The organism is Nitrosospira multiformis, assembly GCF_900103165.1.
Lineage (GTDB): Bacteria > Pseudomonadota > Gammaproteobacteria > Burkholderiales > Nitrosomonadaceae > Nitrosospira > Nitrosospira multiformis_D.
The window spans coordinates 1,814,488-1,831,742 of the sequence record NZ_FNKY01000001.1 but is presented as its reverse complement, the minus strand read 5'-3'; the positions used below and the strand labels follow the sequence as shown (position 1 = coordinate 1,831,742).

General features: G+C 53.6%; 16 protein-coding genes. 15 read left to right on the top strand and 1 reads right to left on the bottom strand.

Going from position 1 to position 17,255, the window contains the following annotated elements:
• Positions 1–24: 24 nt before the first annotated feature.
• The 8 genes from BLR00_RS08130 (at position 25) to BLR00_RS08095 (ending at position 8,057) form a co-directional block, all read left to right on the top strand.
• Entirely contained in the window at positions 25–1,176 is a 1,152-nt protein-coding gene (locus BLR00_RS08130; RefSeq protein ID WP_081346678.1) for a PEP-CTERM sorting domain-containing protein, read from the top strand.
• Positions 1,177–1,520: 344 nt separating this feature from the next.
• Positions 1,521–2,867, top strand: a complete 1,347-nt coding sequence (locus tag BLR00_RS08125; RefSeq protein WP_074631900.1) for an IS5 family transposase — start codon at positions 1,521–1,523, stop codon at positions 2,865–2,867.
• A gap of 661 nt (positions 2,868–3,528) precedes the next feature.
• Positions 3,529–4,170, top strand: coding sequence for a PEP-CTERM sorting domain-containing protein (locus tag BLR00_RS08120; protein ID WP_074631899.1), 642 nt, complete (start codon positions 3,529–3,531; stop codon positions 4,168–4,170).
• Positions 4,171–4,227: 57 nt separating this feature from the next.
• On the top strand, positions 4,228–4,947 hold the full coding sequence (locus BLR00_RS16635; protein ID WP_176759952.1) for a DVUA0089 family protein: 720 nt from the start codon (positions 4,228–4,230) through the stop codon (positions 4,945–4,947).
• Positions 4,948–5,442: 495 nt separating this feature from the next.
• Positions 5,443–6,054: a 30S ribosomal protein S4 gene (rpsD, locus tag BLR00_RS08110; protein WP_074631898.1), complete on the top strand. Its 612-nt coding sequence runs from the start codon at positions 5,443–5,445 to the stop codon at positions 6,052–6,054.
• Between the two features lie 5 nt (positions 6,055–6,059).
• The gene (locus BLR00_RS08105; protein WP_074631897.1) at positions 6,060–6,350 is read left to right on the top strand and encodes a hypothetical protein; all 291 of its coding nucleotides are present in this window, start codon (positions 6,060–6,062) and stop codon (positions 6,348–6,350) included.
• A gap of 8 nt (positions 6,351–6,358) precedes the next feature.
• Positions 6,359–7,138 (top strand): XrtB/PEP-CTERM-associated transcriptional regulator EpsA, encoded by a 780-nt coding sequence (epsA, locus tag BLR00_RS08100; RefSeq protein ID WP_081346677.1) that lies wholly within the window; start codon positions 6,359–6,361, stop codon positions 7,136–7,138.
• Between the two features lie 265 nt (positions 7,139–7,403).
• Positions 7,404–8,057 carry a glutathione S-transferase family protein gene (locus tag BLR00_RS08095; RefSeq protein ID WP_074631896.1) on the top strand — a complete coding sequence of 218 codons (654 nt, stop codon included), beginning with the start codon at positions 7,404–7,406 and terminating at the stop codon, positions 8,055–8,057.
• A gap of 63 nt (positions 8,058–8,120) precedes the next feature.
• On the opposite strand, the gene nadB is transcribed toward BLR00_RS08095, so the two are convergent.
• Complete coding sequence (gene nadB, locus BLR00_RS08090; RefSeq protein ID WP_176759951.1) at positions 8,121–9,725, bottom strand: L-aspartate oxidase; 1,605 nt, start codon at positions 9,723–9,725, stop codon at positions 8,121–8,123.
• Positions 9,726–10,095: 370 nt separating this feature from the next.
• On the opposite strand from nadB, the gene rpoE reads away from it, so the two are divergent.
• The 7 genes from rpoE (at position 10,096) to lepB (ending at position 17,251) form a co-directional block, all read left to right on the top strand.
• Positions 10,096–10,698, top strand: a complete 603-nt coding sequence (rpoE, locus tag BLR00_RS08085) for an RNA polymerase sigma factor RpoE (protein ID WP_004177450.1) — start codon at positions 10,096–10,098, stop codon at positions 10,696–10,698.
• Between the two features lies 1 nt (position 10,699).
• Positions 10,700–11,260, top strand: coding sequence for a sigma-E factor negative regulatory protein (locus BLR00_RS08080; protein WP_074631895.1), 561 nt, complete (start codon positions 10,700–10,702; stop codon positions 11,258–11,260).
• Positions 11,257–12,246 (top strand): MucB/RseB C-terminal domain-containing protein, encoded by a 990-nt coding sequence (locus tag BLR00_RS08075; protein ID WP_081346676.1) that lies wholly within the window; start codon positions 11,257–11,259, stop codon positions 12,244–12,246. The genes BLR00_RS08080 and BLR00_RS08075 overlap by 4 nt, the downstream gene beginning before the upstream one ends.
• 259 nt (positions 12,247–12,505) lie before the next feature.
• Entirely contained in the window at positions 12,506–13,918 is a 1,413-nt protein-coding gene (locus BLR00_RS08070; RefSeq protein WP_074631894.1) for a DegQ family serine endoprotease, read from the top strand.
• Positions 13,902–14,180 (top strand): glutaredoxin family protein, encoded by a 279-nt coding sequence (locus BLR00_RS08065; protein ID WP_074631893.1) that lies wholly within the window; start codon positions 13,902–13,904, stop codon positions 14,178–14,180. Before BLR00_RS08070 ends, BLR00_RS08065 begins: the two co-directional genes overlap by 17 nt.
• 419 nt (positions 14,181–14,599) lie before the next feature.
• Positions 14,600–16,396: a translation elongation factor 4 gene (lepA, locus tag BLR00_RS08060; protein WP_176759950.1), complete on the top strand. Its 1,797-nt coding sequence runs from the start codon at positions 14,600–14,602 to the stop codon at positions 16,394–16,396.
• Between the two features lie 51 nt (positions 16,397–16,447).
• The gene (gene lepB / locus BLR00_RS08055; RefSeq protein ID WP_074631891.1) at positions 16,448–17,251 is read left to right on the top strand and encodes a signal peptidase I; all 804 of its coding nucleotides are present in this window, start codon (positions 16,448–16,450) and stop codon (positions 17,249–17,251) included.
• Positions 17,252–17,255 lie beyond the last annotated feature (4 nt).

Sequence of the window (17,255 nt, the reverse complement as noted above, 5' to 3'; positions counted from 1 at the left end):
AATCTCTTACCGGAGCGCCCTTCCATGAAAACGATCCGCCCCTTTGGAACCCGCGGTTTAATCCTGATCCTTGCGCCAGCCCTTGGCATTAGCGTTGGCTTTGCGTCTCCGGCCTTCGCTCAAGCTTTTCGTGAAGTTCCAGTCATCGTGAATCCTGACGGCAAGGTGACCGATCTTGGCACGCTGGGCGGATTTTTCAGCAACGGTTACGGCATCAACGATTCTGGACAGGTGGTGGGAGAGTCCGCTACAACCAGAGGCGAGAGGCACGCCTTCATAACCGGTCCCGACGGCATGGGGATGACCGATCTTGGCACGCTGGGCGGGTCTTTCAGCGCAGCTTACGGCATCAACGATTCTGGACAGGTGGTGGGAGAGTCCGCTACAACCAGAGGCGAGAGGCACGCCTTCATAACCGGTCCCGGCGGCATGGGGATGACCGATCTTGGCACCCTGGGCGGGTCTTCCAGCTCCGCCACCGGCATCAACGATTCCGGACAGGTGGTGGGATGGTACCGTACAACCGGAGATTTCGGCTACCACGCCTTCATAATCGGTCCCGGCGGCATGGGGATGACCGATCTTGGCACCCTGGGCGGGTCTTCCAGCTCCGCTTCCGGCATCAACGATTCCGGACAGGTGGTGGGATGGTCCTATACAACCGGAGGCGAGGGTCACGCCTTCATAACCGGTCCCGACGGCATGGGGATGACCGATCTTGGCACCCTGGGTGGTAATTTCAGCGTCGCTTCCGGCATCAACGATTCCGGACAGGTGGCGGGATACTCCGCTACAACCGGAGGCGAGACGCACGCCTTCATAACCGGTCCCGGCGGCATGGGGATGACCGATCTTGGCACCCTGGGCGGATCTTACAGCTACGCTTCTGGCATCAACGATTCCGGACAGGTGGTGGGATGGTCCGATGCAACCGGAGGCGCCCGGCACGCCTTCATAACCGGTCCCGATGGCATGGGGATGACCTATCTGACTTCGTTTGCGGATCTCCCAGATAGGGTCTACGATGCTTTGGGGATCAATAATCAGGGGCAGGTAATTGCATTGTCCGTTCCCGAACCCGCCTCATACGCCCTGATGCTGGCCGGGTTGGGTCTGGTCAGTTTCATGGCGCGGGGGAAGAAGCTGCCGGGCAATAACCAGAGCGCCCTGTCCTGAAAACGGCCCCGCTTCTTTGGGACGTATAGCGAAATGACGTACAGCGAAATGACATGCAGCGTAAACGCCCGCTTTTGCGCCCTACGTCTTAATGGCGATTTCCGCGAAGTCGTCAGTATCGGCTACGATCTTTTTTCCTATTTCCTAGCACCTGGCAGCGAGAATTAACCCACGGCCGGGTGCGGCGATGCTACGCGCGCCACGAAGACCGCTGCTTGATTGAACCTAAATCGTCGCCCCTGAAATACCCATTTAACCCGCGCCGATATTGGGATCCAGGAGTATACAACGGATGAAGAATTTGCCAGAATTGGGGTTATTTCCCCCTGATTTCTGGTGAATTCATGAAGCCGAAAAAGCAAGAGTCAAGCACCTGTGATGACCTGTTCCGCCTGCGCCTGGAGCAGCTACTGGATCAACGTCATGTTCTGTACCGGCTGGTGGGCAAGATTGACTGGAATGCGGTAGAAGAGCGCTTTGGCAGACTCTACGCAGAGGCGGGCCGCCCTGGCATCCCGATCCGGCTCATGGTTGGGCTGCACTATCTGAAGCACGCCTTTAACGAATCGGATGAGACGGTGGTGGCACGCTGGGTAGAGAATCCCTACTGGCAGCACTTCTGTGGTGAAGAATACTTCCGGCATGAACTGCCCATAGATCCGAGCCAGACGACCCGGTTCCGGCATCGGATCGGTGAGGATGGCTGCGAATTCATGCTGGGCCTGACGGTACGGACTGGACTTGCTACCCGGGCCGTATTGCGCACCTCGCTTTCGGTGGTGAATGTGGACACCACCGTACAAGACAAAGCCATTGCCTTTCCGACCGATGCCAGGCTCTACCACCAAGCCCGGCGTTCACTGGTGAGGATGGCCCAAGGCATGGGCATTGGGCTTCGTCAAAGCTATGAACGGTTATCGAGAGTTGCCTTGGCCAAGCATGGACGCTATGCCCATGCCCGGCAAATGCAACGTGCCCGGCGCGAGCAGAAGCGGCTCAAGACCTACCTGGGTAGAGTGATGCGTGACATCGAACGCAAAGTGGCGGCTGGGCCAATACCAGGGGAACAGGAACATTCCAGGCTCACGCGGCGGCTGGAGATTGCCCGGCGCATTCATACCCAGCAACGTCACGACAAAGGCAAGGTGTACAGCGTGCATGCGCCGGAAGTCGAATGCATCGCCAAAGGCAAGGCGCACAGGCCTTATGAATTCGGCGTCAAGGTGGGTGTGGTGAGTACCAGCAGGGAGAGTTTTGTTATCGGCATGCAAGCACTACCCGATAATCCTTATGACGGACACACGCTCGAGGCATCGTTGGCGCAGACACAACGACTTACCGGTATAGCACTCAAGGAAGCGTACGTGGATCGGGGCTATCGGGGTCACGGCATCCCCCTGGATAGACTCAAGGTATGGATTGCTGGCGCCAAGCGCGGGGTTAGCGTAGCCATCAGGAAGAAGCTCAAGCGTCGCAATGCCGTGGAGCCGGTGATTGGACACATGAAAGCGGATGGGCGTTTGGGCAGGAACTTCCTCAAGGGAACCCAGGGTGACGCCATGAATGCCCTGTTGTGCGGTGCGGGTCACAACCTGCGCAAGATCCTGCGCCGGCTGGCGCTTTTGTGCGCCCAAATCCTGGAATGCTTGCAACCCCCCGACAGAATCAAACTGCAAACAGCCATCAATTAATGATGGCTGTTGGTTAAAAAAGGGGTTTTTCAGGGACGACTAATTAAAGTCCTTCCTCCCGATTACAATCGTTAAAACACGCTTATGATTGTCTTTAAGGCCTTCGCTTGAACAGGGTAATAAACTCAACAGCTTGCAAATTTAATTGGACGCCAATTACTGAATTGAGTTTGTGGATAATAGTATTGGCCTCTTTGCCAATAAATATGGGGTATCTGTCGCCTTCCCATATTTATTATTGTTATATCACCTATTCCAATTCGTCATACATTAGGGTCGAGGACTTTGTGATTTATCCTGTTAGATGCGTCGGCAATCATCCAAATCTGATCAGGCAATCCCATGTACTCGTCGCCATGCAGGGCATCCCCCGCCAGCTAGCCCGTCCGGGCGAGCCAGCCGCCTAAAAGTAGCACTTGCATCATTACCAGCTATTCACAAATGGAATAGCTGGAAGTAGGTAATTCTTCTGCCAGCTAGCCCGTTCTGGGTAAGCCAGCCTCCTGAAGTAGCACCCGCATCATTACCAGCTATCCGCAAATGGAATAGCTGGAAATAGTTATGGAAGTAGTTGTGGAAATAACAGTCGCCACATAGCCGCCAATCGCCGTGTCTTATGGTGGCTGCGTGGCAGGGTCCTTTAATCAATACAGGAGAAACAATGCACAGCAATCGGCTTGTCGTTCATGCCGTCTGTGGATTGGCTTTGTTGCTGCCAGCAATGGCGGGAGCTGCCACCACAATCTACGACGAAGCAGAAAGGGGTGATTTCGCGAATGCCAACCTGGCATCGGCCGGCATCAGTCCGGGCACATTCGCGGGATTAATGTCGGACACCATCAATACCATCAATGGCACTTTTGGAAACTCAACTGCGCCTGTCAGAGACACGGACGTGTTCAGCTTTAGGATTCCCACTGGCCATCAGCTTACGGCGATTAATTTGACGTATACCACTATCAGCGGAGATTCTGGGGGCGGCTCCTATTTCGGGATTCAGGGTGGTCTGGATATTGGTACCGGATTTGCCACGGTCGGCTCCAATCTCAGTAATGCGCTGATCATGGATAGCGGCAACCTCCTGGCCAGCTTCGCTGCCGGCCCTGAGTTTGATGGTACTGGCCTGACTGCCCCGCTAGGTGCCGGCGACTACACGATGTTCCTATCGGAAACGCACGCTGTCGTGGGATACAAAATGGACTTTGCGGTCAGTGCGGTGCCAGAACCTGGCGAATGGGCCATGCTGTTGGCGGGCCTGGGTTTGATGGGGTGTATCGTGCGTCGCCGCACGAACAAAGGGTAATTCAATTCTTCTTTTTAAAACTGTTCAAGTAAATTTCGATACCTATGGAGGGTAATAATGGCCTCAAAACTTAATGGCAACTTCTTCAAGAAAGCGGGCGTCACAGCATCCCTGTTAACATTATCGCTGCTTGTCAACCCGGCACATGCGGTTAACTGGCAGGAAGCAGGCGATGCGGGTCAATTGCTTGGCACGGCACAAGAGCCCCTCGGCAATGGTCCCCTGAGAAATATCAGGGGTGCTGTTTCGACCAATGCAGATGTCGATCTGTACAAGATCTTCATTTCCGATCCCACCATCTTCTCTGCGTCCGTAACCTCTGTCTCCGGTAACTTTGATTCGGTTCTCGCACTTTTTAATCAAGGCGGTTTCGGAGTATATGGAAATGACGATGCACGCCTCGGTGATTCCAATGCGGGATTACCCGCCGGCAGCCTCCTCGGCCCTCAGGCACCAGGCTGGTACTATTTGGCGATATTTGGTCTTGACACCACCCCTACCAGTGGCAATGGCACCACTCCCGACCATTATATCGCTCCTAATACCAGCGCTCCCTTTACATCAGTTATCGGTGCTTCCGGTCCTGGTGGCGCTTCACCTTTAACAGGATGGGCGCCTGTCGCTCCGGGTGATGTGGTGACTCTCAATGAGGACTACCGTATCAGACTGTCGGGCGTTTCCGTGGTACCTGAACCAGAGACCTACGCCATGTTATTGGCCGGCTTAGGCCTGGTGGGTGCGATGGCTCGCCGCAGGAAAGCTTTTATCGAGCGTTAAGTTCGAATAGGCAAAAGGGGGCTTCGGCCCCCTTCTTTATCCTATACCAATGAGAATCCCAGGATAGTAAGCACGGTACCTAATTTTATAGAAGGCGATTTGAGCAAAAATGGTTTGCTGGTTTGGTCGGTTCCAGTATCGACATCCAATCTCATAAGAATGCCAAGAATCAACTCGATAACGTGACCAGCACAAGGATGAATTGCCTATCCTTAGGACACGAGCTTCGCAATCACTATCTCTCACACGCAACGCTACTTAATTGTGCATTTTCGACGATAGGTACCTTTTGTAGAGAGACCACATGACCCGCCTGGTAACGATTTGTTTGACGTCCCGGATTCACGCGGGCGTTAATAATTTAATTTGAAGGAATGAAGTTCTACATGATAATACGAATCATTTGCAAATAAACCAGAATAATATTATGATTTGTTGTGTATCGGCCGCGGTCTGACCTGATCGCATATTATTGAAGAACCAAGGAGAAATTACTTGTCACGTTATACTGGACCGAAACTCAAGGTCATGCGCGCCCTCGGGGTTGAGCTACCAGGCCTGTCGCGCAAGTCCATCGAGAATCGCAATTATCCCCCCGGCCAGCACGGCCAGAAAAGCCGCCGCCCCTCCGATTACGGGATACGCTTGATGGAGAAGCAAAAGTTGCGTTTCAATTACGGCCTGACTGAGCGCCAAATCCAGCTTTTGGTCAAGGAAGCCAAGTCGGCTCACGGGCCGACCGGCGACAAATTGCTCGAACTACTCGAACGCCGTCTGGATAATCTGGTATTTCGCGCCGGTTTCGCGCCGACCGCGGTGGCAGCGCGCCAGCTAGTGCGACATCGCCACGTAACGCTAAATGGTCGTTTGGTGAATATTCCCTCGATCCGTGTTAACCCTGGGGACAAGATATCGCTAACCGACAAAGGAGCGCGCATTCCGGCGACCATCGAATGCCTTGAAACCCCAGTCCTTGCCCATCCCGAATGGATCCGATTCGAGGCCCCGACCCGTTCGGCTACCGTCACCCGTTTGCCAGCCCCCGATGAGGTGCCTTTCCCGATCGAGGTTCAGCATGTCGTCGAATACTATGCCGTGAGGCTGTAACTGAGATGACGCCAAGGGCTCGCAGGCAAGCCACCTCGGCGGAGGCGTCGCCGGAATACCGCAGCAATCCGGAGCTGGCCCTGGCCGCATTGATCTGTCTGATGTCGCGCTTTCCGGCGCGACGTTCGCCAGCGGTTGCGGCGGCGATCATTGTCCACCTGCGCCTTATCAGTGAAGATGTCCGCCTATCGCATGGGGTACGCCATTGCGCCGACAGCCTGATCGATGAGTGGGCAGCCTACGCCATGCTGTGCACGCCCGGGGCTACCGACGCGCAGCAGCGCTTGCCAAGCTGAGAGACGTTATGATTCCAGAGAAAATAAAATTCTCCTCATTCTCCGCCGAGCATCTGCAACGTTATGCCAAAATCATCGAAGAAGGAGTAACCGTGCGCAGCCATGTTGACCTGTTAAGATGGCTGCAGGGGGAGATGCAGCACTGTCTGCCTCATGAAATCATGCTTGCTGCATGGGGTGATTTTGACTCCAATCTCATCCAGCACGACGTTGTTTCCGCGCTACCCGGCGTTCGAACTGACCCTGTAAACCCTGCACGTTTTTCTCCGTTGCTGGGGGACCTCTATAATTGTTGGGTCGAACGGGATAAAACGCCTTATACGCTGGATATTGGCGCGTCGGGACTCCTGCTCGAAGGCTGGAGACTGCAATGCTCCCTCGGCCAGGCCTTGCAGGGCATGCGCTCTTCCTTGCTGCACGGCATCAGCGACAAACGCGGACGTCATGACTGTCTTTATGTGTTTTTCAGCTCAAAAAATAACCTCAACAGTTCCACGCTCAGCGCGATTGAAATTCTGCTGCCTTATCTGGATACCGCCTTGCGGGGCGTAGCGCCTCTTCCGCATCCTATCCTTCCTTTGGCAGATACGCTGGAAAGCGATGTCCATGGGTTGACCGGGCGTGAAGCCGAAATAATGGAATGGGTAAAAATGGGCAAAACCAATGCCGAGATCGGCATCATTTTGTCCATCAGTGCCTTCACTGTAAAAAACCACATGCAGCATATTTTCAAGAAACTTGATGTTTATAACCGGACCCGAGCCGTTTCCAAAATGGAAGCGATATAGACGTGTCGTCGAAGTATGCGCAGAAAGAGGGCTTGAAAGGGTTCAATACGCTTAAGCTGAGCCTTAGTCAGCCAGAATTGCAGACATCGACAGGCCCTCCTGTCGCGACCGAATAACGATATTACATCAGATGGAATTAGAGTTTACAAAGGTCTGCTATACGGACAAACCGGACATGGAACCGGGTCGCCTTTAATCTCGATGAGTTTGCCTTGACAGCTTCCAGCTCTGTAGCCGATGATTCTGGCCAAGTAGGAGCCTCGCGATGACCCTCACCATTACCGCCTTTGAGCGATCGCCCGACGGCGGCAAGGGACTGGCGCGCGATACGCGTGTTCGCTGGGCGCTGGAAGAAGTGGGCCAACCCTACGAGGTTCGTCTTGTTTCATTCCGTGCGATGAAGGAACCCGCGCATCGGGCGCTTCATCCTTTCGGCCAGATTCCGACCTATGAGGAAGGCGATCTCGCCCTGTTCGAGACAGGGGCGATCGTGTTCCATATCGCCGAGCGCCATGCGGGCCTGCTGCCGGACGATGCCAATGCCCGGGCGCGCGCGATCACCTGGATGTTTGCCGCGCTCAACACGGTGGAACCGCCGATCCTTGAACTTGGAACCACGAGGCTGCTCGAGAGCGACAAGTCCTGGTATGCGGAGCGCCTTCCTCTGGTGGAGGATCGCGTTCGCGGCCAGCTAAACCAACTTTCCGCTCGCTTGAGTGATGCCGACTGGCTCGATGGTGCATTCAGCGCGGGCGACCTTTTGATGGTGTCGGTGCTGCTCAGGCTGAAGTCCTCGGGCATTCTGGACGAATTTCCGAACTTGGCCGCTTATCTCGTCCGCGGCGAAGCGCGGCCTGCCTACAAGCGGGCTTTCGCTGCGCAATTGGCAGTCAACACCGGCAAGCCCCCGACCGGCTGATTGAGGTCCGTCCTCGGCTCGAAGTCGTCATCTGATTTTTCGTTCAGTTTATGGGTCTTGACCCTAGTCCTGCCGTTTCAACACGGTATCCCTGGCCTCCGGCAACAGCACCGGATAGTCCCGGCTGTAGTGCAGGCCCCTGCTCTCGTGGCGCAGCATGGCGCTTTGCACGATCAAATCAGCGGTATCCACCAGGTTACGCAGTTCCAGTAAATCACTGGTGACGCGAAAGTTGGCGTAATACTCATTGATTTCTTCGTGCAGCAACTGGATGCGGTGCTGCGCGCGCTGCAGGCGCTTGGTGGTGCGGACAATGCCGACATAGCTCCACATGAAACGGCGCAGTTCATCCCAGTTGTGCGAGATGACGACTTCTTCGTCGGCATTGGTGACACGGCTTTCATCCCACTGCGGCAATTCCATAGCGGGTTGGGAAGGCTGGCTGATGATATCCTCGGCGGCTGCCTGACCGAATACCAGGCATTCCAGCAGCGAATTACTCGCCAGCCGGTTAGCACCATGCAGACCGGTATGGGCGGTTTCGCCAATCGCATAGAGATTCTCCAGATCCGTCCTGCCATTCCAGCCGGTAACGATGCCACCACAGGTGTAGTGCGCGGCGGGCACGACGGGGATGGGCTGCCGGGTGATATCAATGCCGAATTCCAGACAGCGGCTATAAATATTGGGAAAGTGTTCTCTGAGGAAATTCGCCGGTTTATGAGAGATATCGAGGTAAACGCAATCGAGCCCGCGTTTCTTCATTTCGAAGTCGATCGCACGGGCGACGATATCTCTCGGCGCAAGCTCCGCACGCGAGTCATGTCCCGGCATAAAGCGCGAACCATCGGGGAGTTTGAGCACGCCGCCTTCACCGCGCACCGCCTCACTGATCAAAAACGATTTGGCGTGTGGATGATAAAGACAGGTGGGGTGGAATTGGATGAATTCCATATTGGCCACACGGCAGCCAGCACGCCAGCCCATGGCGATACCGTCACCGGTCGCGGTATCGGGGTTGGTGGTATAGAGATAAACCTTGCCTGCGCCACCCGTGGCCAGTACGGTGCTACTGGCGCTGATGGTATGGACCTTGCCCGCCGCGCTGTCCAGCACATAGGCGCCATAACAGCAGTTGCTGTTTTTATCGGTGCGGCCTAGTTTTGCGCTGGTGATGAGATCGATGGCGACATGATGCTCAAGCACCGTGATATTGGGATGCGTGCGCGCTTTATCGGTCAGGGTCAGTTGCACGGCCTGCCCGGTCGCATCCGCCGCGTGGATCACTCTTCGCACGCTGTGGCCACCTTCCCGCGTCAGATGATAGCCTGTTTCGTTGCCATCATCGCGGGTGAATGGCACCCCCTGGTCGATCAGCCACTGAATGGCCCGCGAACCGTTTTCCACCACGTGACGGGTCACTTCTTCGTTGCACAGACCTGCGCCTGCGGTCAGCGTATCGCGAATATGAATCTCGGGCGAATCTTCTTCCGATAATACCGCGGCGATTCCCCCTTGGGCCCAGCCGCTGGCGCCATCCAGCAGCGCTTTTTTTGTGATAAGACCCACTTTCTTACTTTGCGCCAGATTGAGCGCAAGAGTGAGGCCCGCCAGGCCGCTGCCAATTATCAGCGTATCAAAATGAAGCCGAGGTGCCTGGATTTGCATGGATGATCTTTCCTGAGAACAGGAAATCATAACAGACTCATCACGCACTTGGCGCTTTCATCTATTCTTCGCATAATCCTGAATCCAGGGGATCGATCGTTCATTTTTCATCTCATCGTTCCGCTAAGCGCCAAGACCATTAATGTTTTTGCTCCGCTCGAACTTCACTTTTCAATGAGTCCGCCAGATTTAGGATAATAACCACGTTTTCGAGTGAACTAATTTATACTGCCGGTTGTCTCTTGCTACAGACTAGGTACGGTACGCCTTGTGTGTAATTCCCCGATGATCCTTGAACGGGTATACTTGGACAGCTATGTCATAAACGTAGCAATCCAATACCAATCATAATATTCAGGGGTCAGGCGGGATGGGTGACCGGGAAATCGACCAGCAGCTGGTAGAACGCGCGCAACGTGGCGACAAACAGGCGTTCGATCTCTTGGTGGTCAAGTATCAACGCAAGCTGGCGCGTTTGCTATCGCAATTTATTCGCGACGCGACCGAGGTGGAAGATGTAACCCAGGAAGCCTTTATCAAGGCTTATCGTGCGTTACCATCATTTCGGGGCGACAGCGCGTTTTATACGTGGTTGTACAGGATTGGCATTAATACCGCGAAAAATTTTCTGGTGGCTCAGGGGCGGCGGGCACCGACTACCAGTAACGGATTTGATGCCGAAGATGCCGAAGGCTTCGAGGAAGCCAGCCAGCTGCGGGAAATGAATACGCCGGAAAGCGAACTTACCAGCAAGCAGATCGCTCAAACGGTGAATCAGACCCTGGAAGAGTTACCTGAGGAATTGCGTACGGCAATTACATTGAGAGAAATTGAGGGGCTGAGTTATGAGGAAATCGCAGTCATCATGAACTGCCCCATCGGTACGGTGCGATCACGCATATTTCGTGCTCGTGAAGCGATAGCGGAAAAACTACGGCCCCTGCTGGGGACCGGCAAAGATAAGAGGTGGTAGCATGAAAAGTCAAATATCGGCATTGATGGATGGTGAACTGGATGAGGAGGATGCAGCCAGTATAATCGTCCAACTCAAAAAAACAGAGGAATTACGCGATGAATGGGCGGTTTATCATTTGATCGGCGATGCCATGGGACGGCCGGAGGCGAGATCCGCACATATCGCGCGGCGCGTAAGCGCAAGATTGGCTCTAGAACCAACCGTGCTGGCGCCCCGCCCTCAGACAGCAAGGCACAGGACCAAAGCCTATGCGGTCGCCGCTTCGGTAGCGGCAGTAGCCGTGGTCGGATGGATAAGTCTGCAGACAGCGGATCGGTCACCGGAAAATCTGGCGGCCAGCAAGCCGGCTCCCGCAATTTTGGCCGCAAACCCGTCAATTCCCCAATCCACCGCAACCGCTGCACAAGCAATTCCTGTCATTTCAGTTTCAGCGCCCGCTCCCGCTCAAATTAACGATTACCTGTTGGCGCATGGTCAATTTTCGCCTAATACCGCGATGCATAGCGTGGCGCCCTATATACGTACTGTCGCCGAATCGCGCGAAAACTCTGCCAGATGACACGGGTAGCGCTGGCTGCCCTGATGGTGCTATCCAGCATCGTACAGCCTGTATTCGCGCAACACCCGTCCCGTTCCTCCCCCGAGGCACTTGAATGGCTGCAAAAAATTGCCGCCGCGCCTCGTCAGCACAACTACATCGGCACTTTCGTCTACTCGTCCGGCAATCATATTGAAACATCTCACATTATTCACTTGGTGGATGCGGAAGGCGAGCATGAAAAAAGTGAGGTGCTGGACGGCGCACCGCAGGAAATCGTTCGCAATAACGATGAAATGAGATGCTATATGCCGGAAAGCAAGACGGTCTTGACCGAAAAGCGCTGGCTGCAGAAAGTTTTTCCCGCATTGCTACCCCAGCCGTTGAGCAATCTCGACGATAGCTATATTGTCAAACTGGGCGGGCAAGAGCGCGTCAGCGATCATGCATGCCAGATAGTTGAACTGGAACCGAGGGACGATAAACGCTATGGCCATAAATGGTGGGTGGATACTCGTACGGGCGTGCTGTTGAAAGCCGCGGTAATGGATAAGGACCGGGTGGTGGAGCAATTTGTTTTCACACAGTTGAAAATCGGCGGCCAGATTGATAAGGAATTGTTGAAGTCAAAGTATGCAGCGAAAGCTGCCGAATGGCGCATTATTAACTTGGTGTCGTCCACCATGGGAAGCGGCAAACTCGGCTGGCAGATCAAAAATCCGCCGCCGGGATTTAAAAAAGTTATTGAAATGAAGCGCAATCTTTCCGGAAAACCAATGCCCGTGGGCCATATTGCACTGTCGGACGGTCTAGCCGCCGTGTCGGTATTCATTGAACCGGTATCCGGCCAGGTTTCCCCACCGGTTGAAGGGCTCTACCGCAGCCGCGGCGCAATCAATATTTACAGCCGTACCGTGGCGGACAACATCGTGACGGCGGTGGGTGAAGTACCACCAGTCACCGTGATGCAAATCGGTGACTCGGTAGTCAACCATAAAGTAAAATGAGGCTCAAATGAGAGCCGGATGCGCATAGATGGGCAGGAACGGATGCTTTGTATATCCCATATCAGGGGCTCCGGTTGGGAGAACATCCCACAAAATTATCGCCGTGAATATTGGTTTATTTGTTCAAAGCCAATAAATCCATTTGGAATTTCCTTTCCAGCAAACTTGCATGATGACTGTTCGGTATGATAGGTTGACATTCAGTAGATCACATCCCGACCGTTCATATTGTTTATGGTGTCTTTATCAAAGGTGGACAATGATAGTTAAATATATTCTGGTGGCGCTGTTCGGATTCTCTACCGCCGTCTCCGCACAAACACGGGAATTGCCTGATTTCACCGGTCTGGTTGAGAAAGAGGGAGCCTCCGTGGTGAATATCAGTACCGTGCAAGCTCCCAGCATGGCCGGTAACCGCGCTTATCCAGGCATGCCGAATATTCCCGAAGATGACCCATTCTTTGAATTTTTTCGCCGGTACATGCCTCCTCACAGCGCTCCCAGGGATTTCGAATCGAAGTCACTGGGTTCAGGTTTCATCATTACATCGGACGGCTACATCCTGACCAACACACATCTTGTGGATTCCGCCGAGGAAATTACTGTCAAGCTTACCGACAAGCGCGAATTCCGCGCCAAGCTGATCGGCGCCGACCGCAAGACCGATATAGCACTCCTTAAAATTGATGCTGCCGGTTTGCCCAAAGTGACGCAAGGCGATCCAAACAAACTCAAGGTGGGCGAATGGGTGGTGGCAATCGGCTCGCCTTTCGGATTTGAAAACAGCGTGACCGCCGGTATCGTCAGCGCTAAAGGGCGTTCGCTGGCGCAAGAGAATTTCGTACCCTTTATTCAGACTGATGTGGCGATTAATCCCGGCAATTCCGGAGGCCCACTATTCAACATGAAAGGTGAAGTGGTAGGCATCAATTCTCAAATTTACAGCCGTACCGGCGGTTTTATGGGTCTATCATTCGCCATTCCCATTGATGTGGCCACGGATATTTCGAACCAGCTGATCGCTCATGGCAAAGTGAGCCGTGGCAGGATCGGCGTACTGATCCAGGAGGTAACCAAGGAACTCGCAGAATCCTTCGGGTTGCCCAAACCTAATGGTGCGCTGGTTGCATCGGTGCAAAAGGATGGTCCCGCTGATAAAGCAGGCATTGAAGCAAGAGATGTCATTCTGAAATTCGATGGTAAACCCGTCAATGCATCGGGCGACCTGCCGCGTATCGTTGGTTCCACCAAGCCCGGATCGAAGGTGCAAGTACAGGTATGGCGGAATGGCTCCACCAAAGAACTGACGGTAGCGGTGGACGAAGTTGCACCGGAGGAAAGAGTTGCGGGCCGCGGCGGTAAACGGGGCAAGCCATCCGATGCAGCCAATCGCATCGGACTCGCCCTGAGTGAACTTACCGCCGAGCAAAAACAACAGTTGGATATAGAAAATGGCTTGCTGGTGGAGGACATGCTGCCAGGCATCGCCAGCCGTGCCGGTGTTCGTCCGGGTGACGTGATCCTCAGCATTAATAACCAGGACGTCAAAACCGTCGAACAGTTCAATCAGTTGCTCAACAAGGTTGAGAAGGGACGCAACATTGCGATACTGGTCAGGCGCGGCGATACCGCAACTTTCATCACGATGAAACTCAATGGCGACAATAAGTAGCGTGTCCACTCCTGATCCGGTGGAACTGGTTGTGTACAGCCGGGAACATTGCCATCTCTGTCATGACATGATTGCCGCCCTGCGGGAATTGCAGGCGCGGCTTTCTTTCCACCTCGAAGTGGTGGATGTGGACAGCGACGCCGATCTCAAGTCACGTTATGGCGAACGAGTCCCCGTATTGGTGTCGGGAGGACAGGAAATTTGTCATTATCATTTTGATCCTGCCGCGCTGGCCCGGATATTTCCCCAGATCGCGGGATAACTGAAGGCCAATAGTGTTCTATTGGCTGAAAAAGCGGTGAAATATGGACCGGCCAGATGCTTTTGTAGCCGATTTCCTTTAAGTCCCACAGGTTGCTAGATGCTTATTTCGCCAAAATTCGCTAAAATGCGCACTTCTTGATAAAACGGGACTGCCGGATATGGGCAGAACTTGGGGGTTGAGCCGCAAGCTTTCCAAAGGGCACAGCATGTGCCCTTTTTTAGTTGGCTCCACGCTGCCCCAACCGATACCTGAACGGTACCTGAGTGATACCTGAGTATCCCACCTGCCCCTGATGATCCATGATCCTAAATCCGGCATTGCCCGCTCATTTTTCCGTTTAACCACATGAGCCGTAATGGTTTTTTTTCACTTGAACTTTTCCTTATGGTGAGTTCGCTACAACTGCCGGGCTTAGGATGATGCAGCACATTCGTAATTTTTCCATCATTGCCCATATCGACCACGGTAAATCCACCCTGGCGGATCGCATCATCCATCTGTGCGGCGGACTCTCAGACCGTGAGATGGAGGCTCAGGTACTGGACTCCATGGACCTGGAGCGCGAGCGTGGAATTACCATTAAAGCGCAGACCGCCGCCCTGGAGTATAAGTCGCGCGACGGCAAAATATATTTGCTGAATTTGATCGATACGCCTGGCCACGTGGATTTCTCTTACGAAGTGTCGCGTTCTCTTGCCGCCTGCGAAGGCGCACTCCTGGTGGTGGATGCGTCACAAGGCGTGGAAGCCCAGACCGTCGCCAATTGCTATACCGCGATCGAACAAGGTGTGGAAGTGGTGCCGGTATTGAACAAGATTGATCTGCCCGCCGCCGAGCCGGAGCGCGTAATCAAGGAAATAGAAGACATCATAGGCATAGACGCTCAACATGCGCTACATGCGAGTGCCAAAACCGGCGTGGGCGTGGAGGATATTCTGGATGCCGTCATTTCGCGCATTCCCGCACCGAAGGGAGATCCTGCCGCGCCGCTAAAAGCGCTGATTATCGATTCGTGGTTTGATAACTACGTCGGCGTAGTCATGCTGGTGCGCGTGCTGGATGGAATACTCAAGCCCAAGGACAAAATATTGCTCATGGCCAGCAAAGCCGTTCACCTGTGTGAGCAGGTCGGCGTGTTCACACCCAAATCAAAAAATCGGGAATCACTGAGTGCCGGTGAAGTCGGCTTCATCATCTCCGGCATCAAGGAATTGAAATCCGCTAAAGTGGGCGATACCGTAACACTGGCGGATCGCCCCGCCACCCAGCCGATGCTCGGTTTTAAAGAAATAAAGCCCCAGGTATTCGCCGGACTTTACCCGGTGGAATCCAACCAGTACGATGCGTTGCGCGATGCGCTGGAGAAGCTCAAACTCAACGATTCATCCCTGCAATATGAACCCGAGACCTCGCAGGCGCTGGGTTTTGGTTTCCGTTGCGGCTTTCTCGGCCTTCTGCATCTCGATATCGTCCAGGAGAGGCTGGAACGTGAATACGATATGGACCTTATTACCACCGCCCCCACAGTGATTTATCAGATCGTGATGCGCGACGGAACGATAATGGAAATCGACAATCCCTCAAGAATGCCTGATCTCTCTAAAATAGAAGAGATCCGCGAACCGATCATTACCGCCACCATACTCGTTCCGCAGGAGTATGTGGGATCGGTCATTACACTTTGCATCAGCAAGCGCGGGATACAGAAGAATATGCAGTATATGGGCAGACAGGTGATGCTGACCTACGAAATGCCGCTGAATGAAGTTGTCATGGATTTTTTTGACAAGTTAAAATCCACCAGTCGCGGTTATGCCTCACTGGATTATGAATTCAAGGAGTTTCGCGCTTCCGATCTGGTCAAGCTGGATATCCTCATCAATAGCGAAAAAGTGGATGCGCTCTCGCTGATCGTGCATCGCGCCAATAGTCAGTACCGGGGGCGTGAACTCGCGCAGAAAATGCGCGAATTGATTCCGCGGCAAATGTTCGATATCGCGGTACAAGCTGCCATCGGCGCACACATCATTGCCAGGGAAAGTATCAAGGCATTGCGAAAAAACGTACTCGCCAAATGCTACGGTGGCGACATTTCCCGTAAACGCAAGCTGCTGGAAAAACAGAAAGCCGGGAAAAAGCGAATGAAGCAAGTCGGCAACGTTGAAATCCCACAGGAAGCTTTTCTTGCAATTTTGCAGGTGGGCGACAAGTAGCGAATAAGTGCGGCACCGGACATCATTCATATAAAGAAGAAGGAACAAGGAATGAATTTTCCTCTCATCATGCTGATACTGCTGGTAATTACCGGGGGTATTTCGTTGCTTGATCGCTTCGCGCTGAAGCGCCATCGTGCGCCGGAGGCCCAGGGACCATGGTGGGTGGAATATCCGAAAAGTTTTTTTCCGGTCATCCTTATCGTGTTCTTTTTGCGCTCGTTCCTGGTGGAACCCTTCAAGATTCCATCGGGCTCGATGATCCCCACGCTGCTGGTAGGAGATTTTATCCTCGTCAATAAATACACTTATGGTATTCGCCTGCCGGTCGCCAATGTCAAGATAATGCCCATAAACGAACCCAAGCGAGGTGACGTGATGGTGTTCCGTTACCCGGAGAATCCATCGATGGATTACATCAAACGCATCATCGGCGTGCCGGGGGACACAGTCACTTATCGCGATAAGCAGCTGAGTATTAATAATATCCCGGTGAAAATGGAATCGAATGGCGAGTATACCTATATAGAGTCCGGCCTGAATTACGTATACAGCCGGCGCTTTCTTGAATCACTGGGCGAACAAAACTACAGTATCCTTATCAACCCGGAAGTTCCTGATATGCATATTGCCGGAGTGCGCCCGTTCCCGCACCGGGAAAATTGCTCATATAATGACAGCGGATTTACCTGTAAGGTGCCTGAGGGAAATTATTTCACAATGGGCGACAATCGCGATAGCAGCAGCGATAGCCGGTACTGGGGATTTGTGCCGGAACAAAACATTGTCGGCAAAGCTTTCATGATCTGGTGGAACTTCGGCGACCTGAGCCGTATCGGATTATCCATTAAATAGCAGG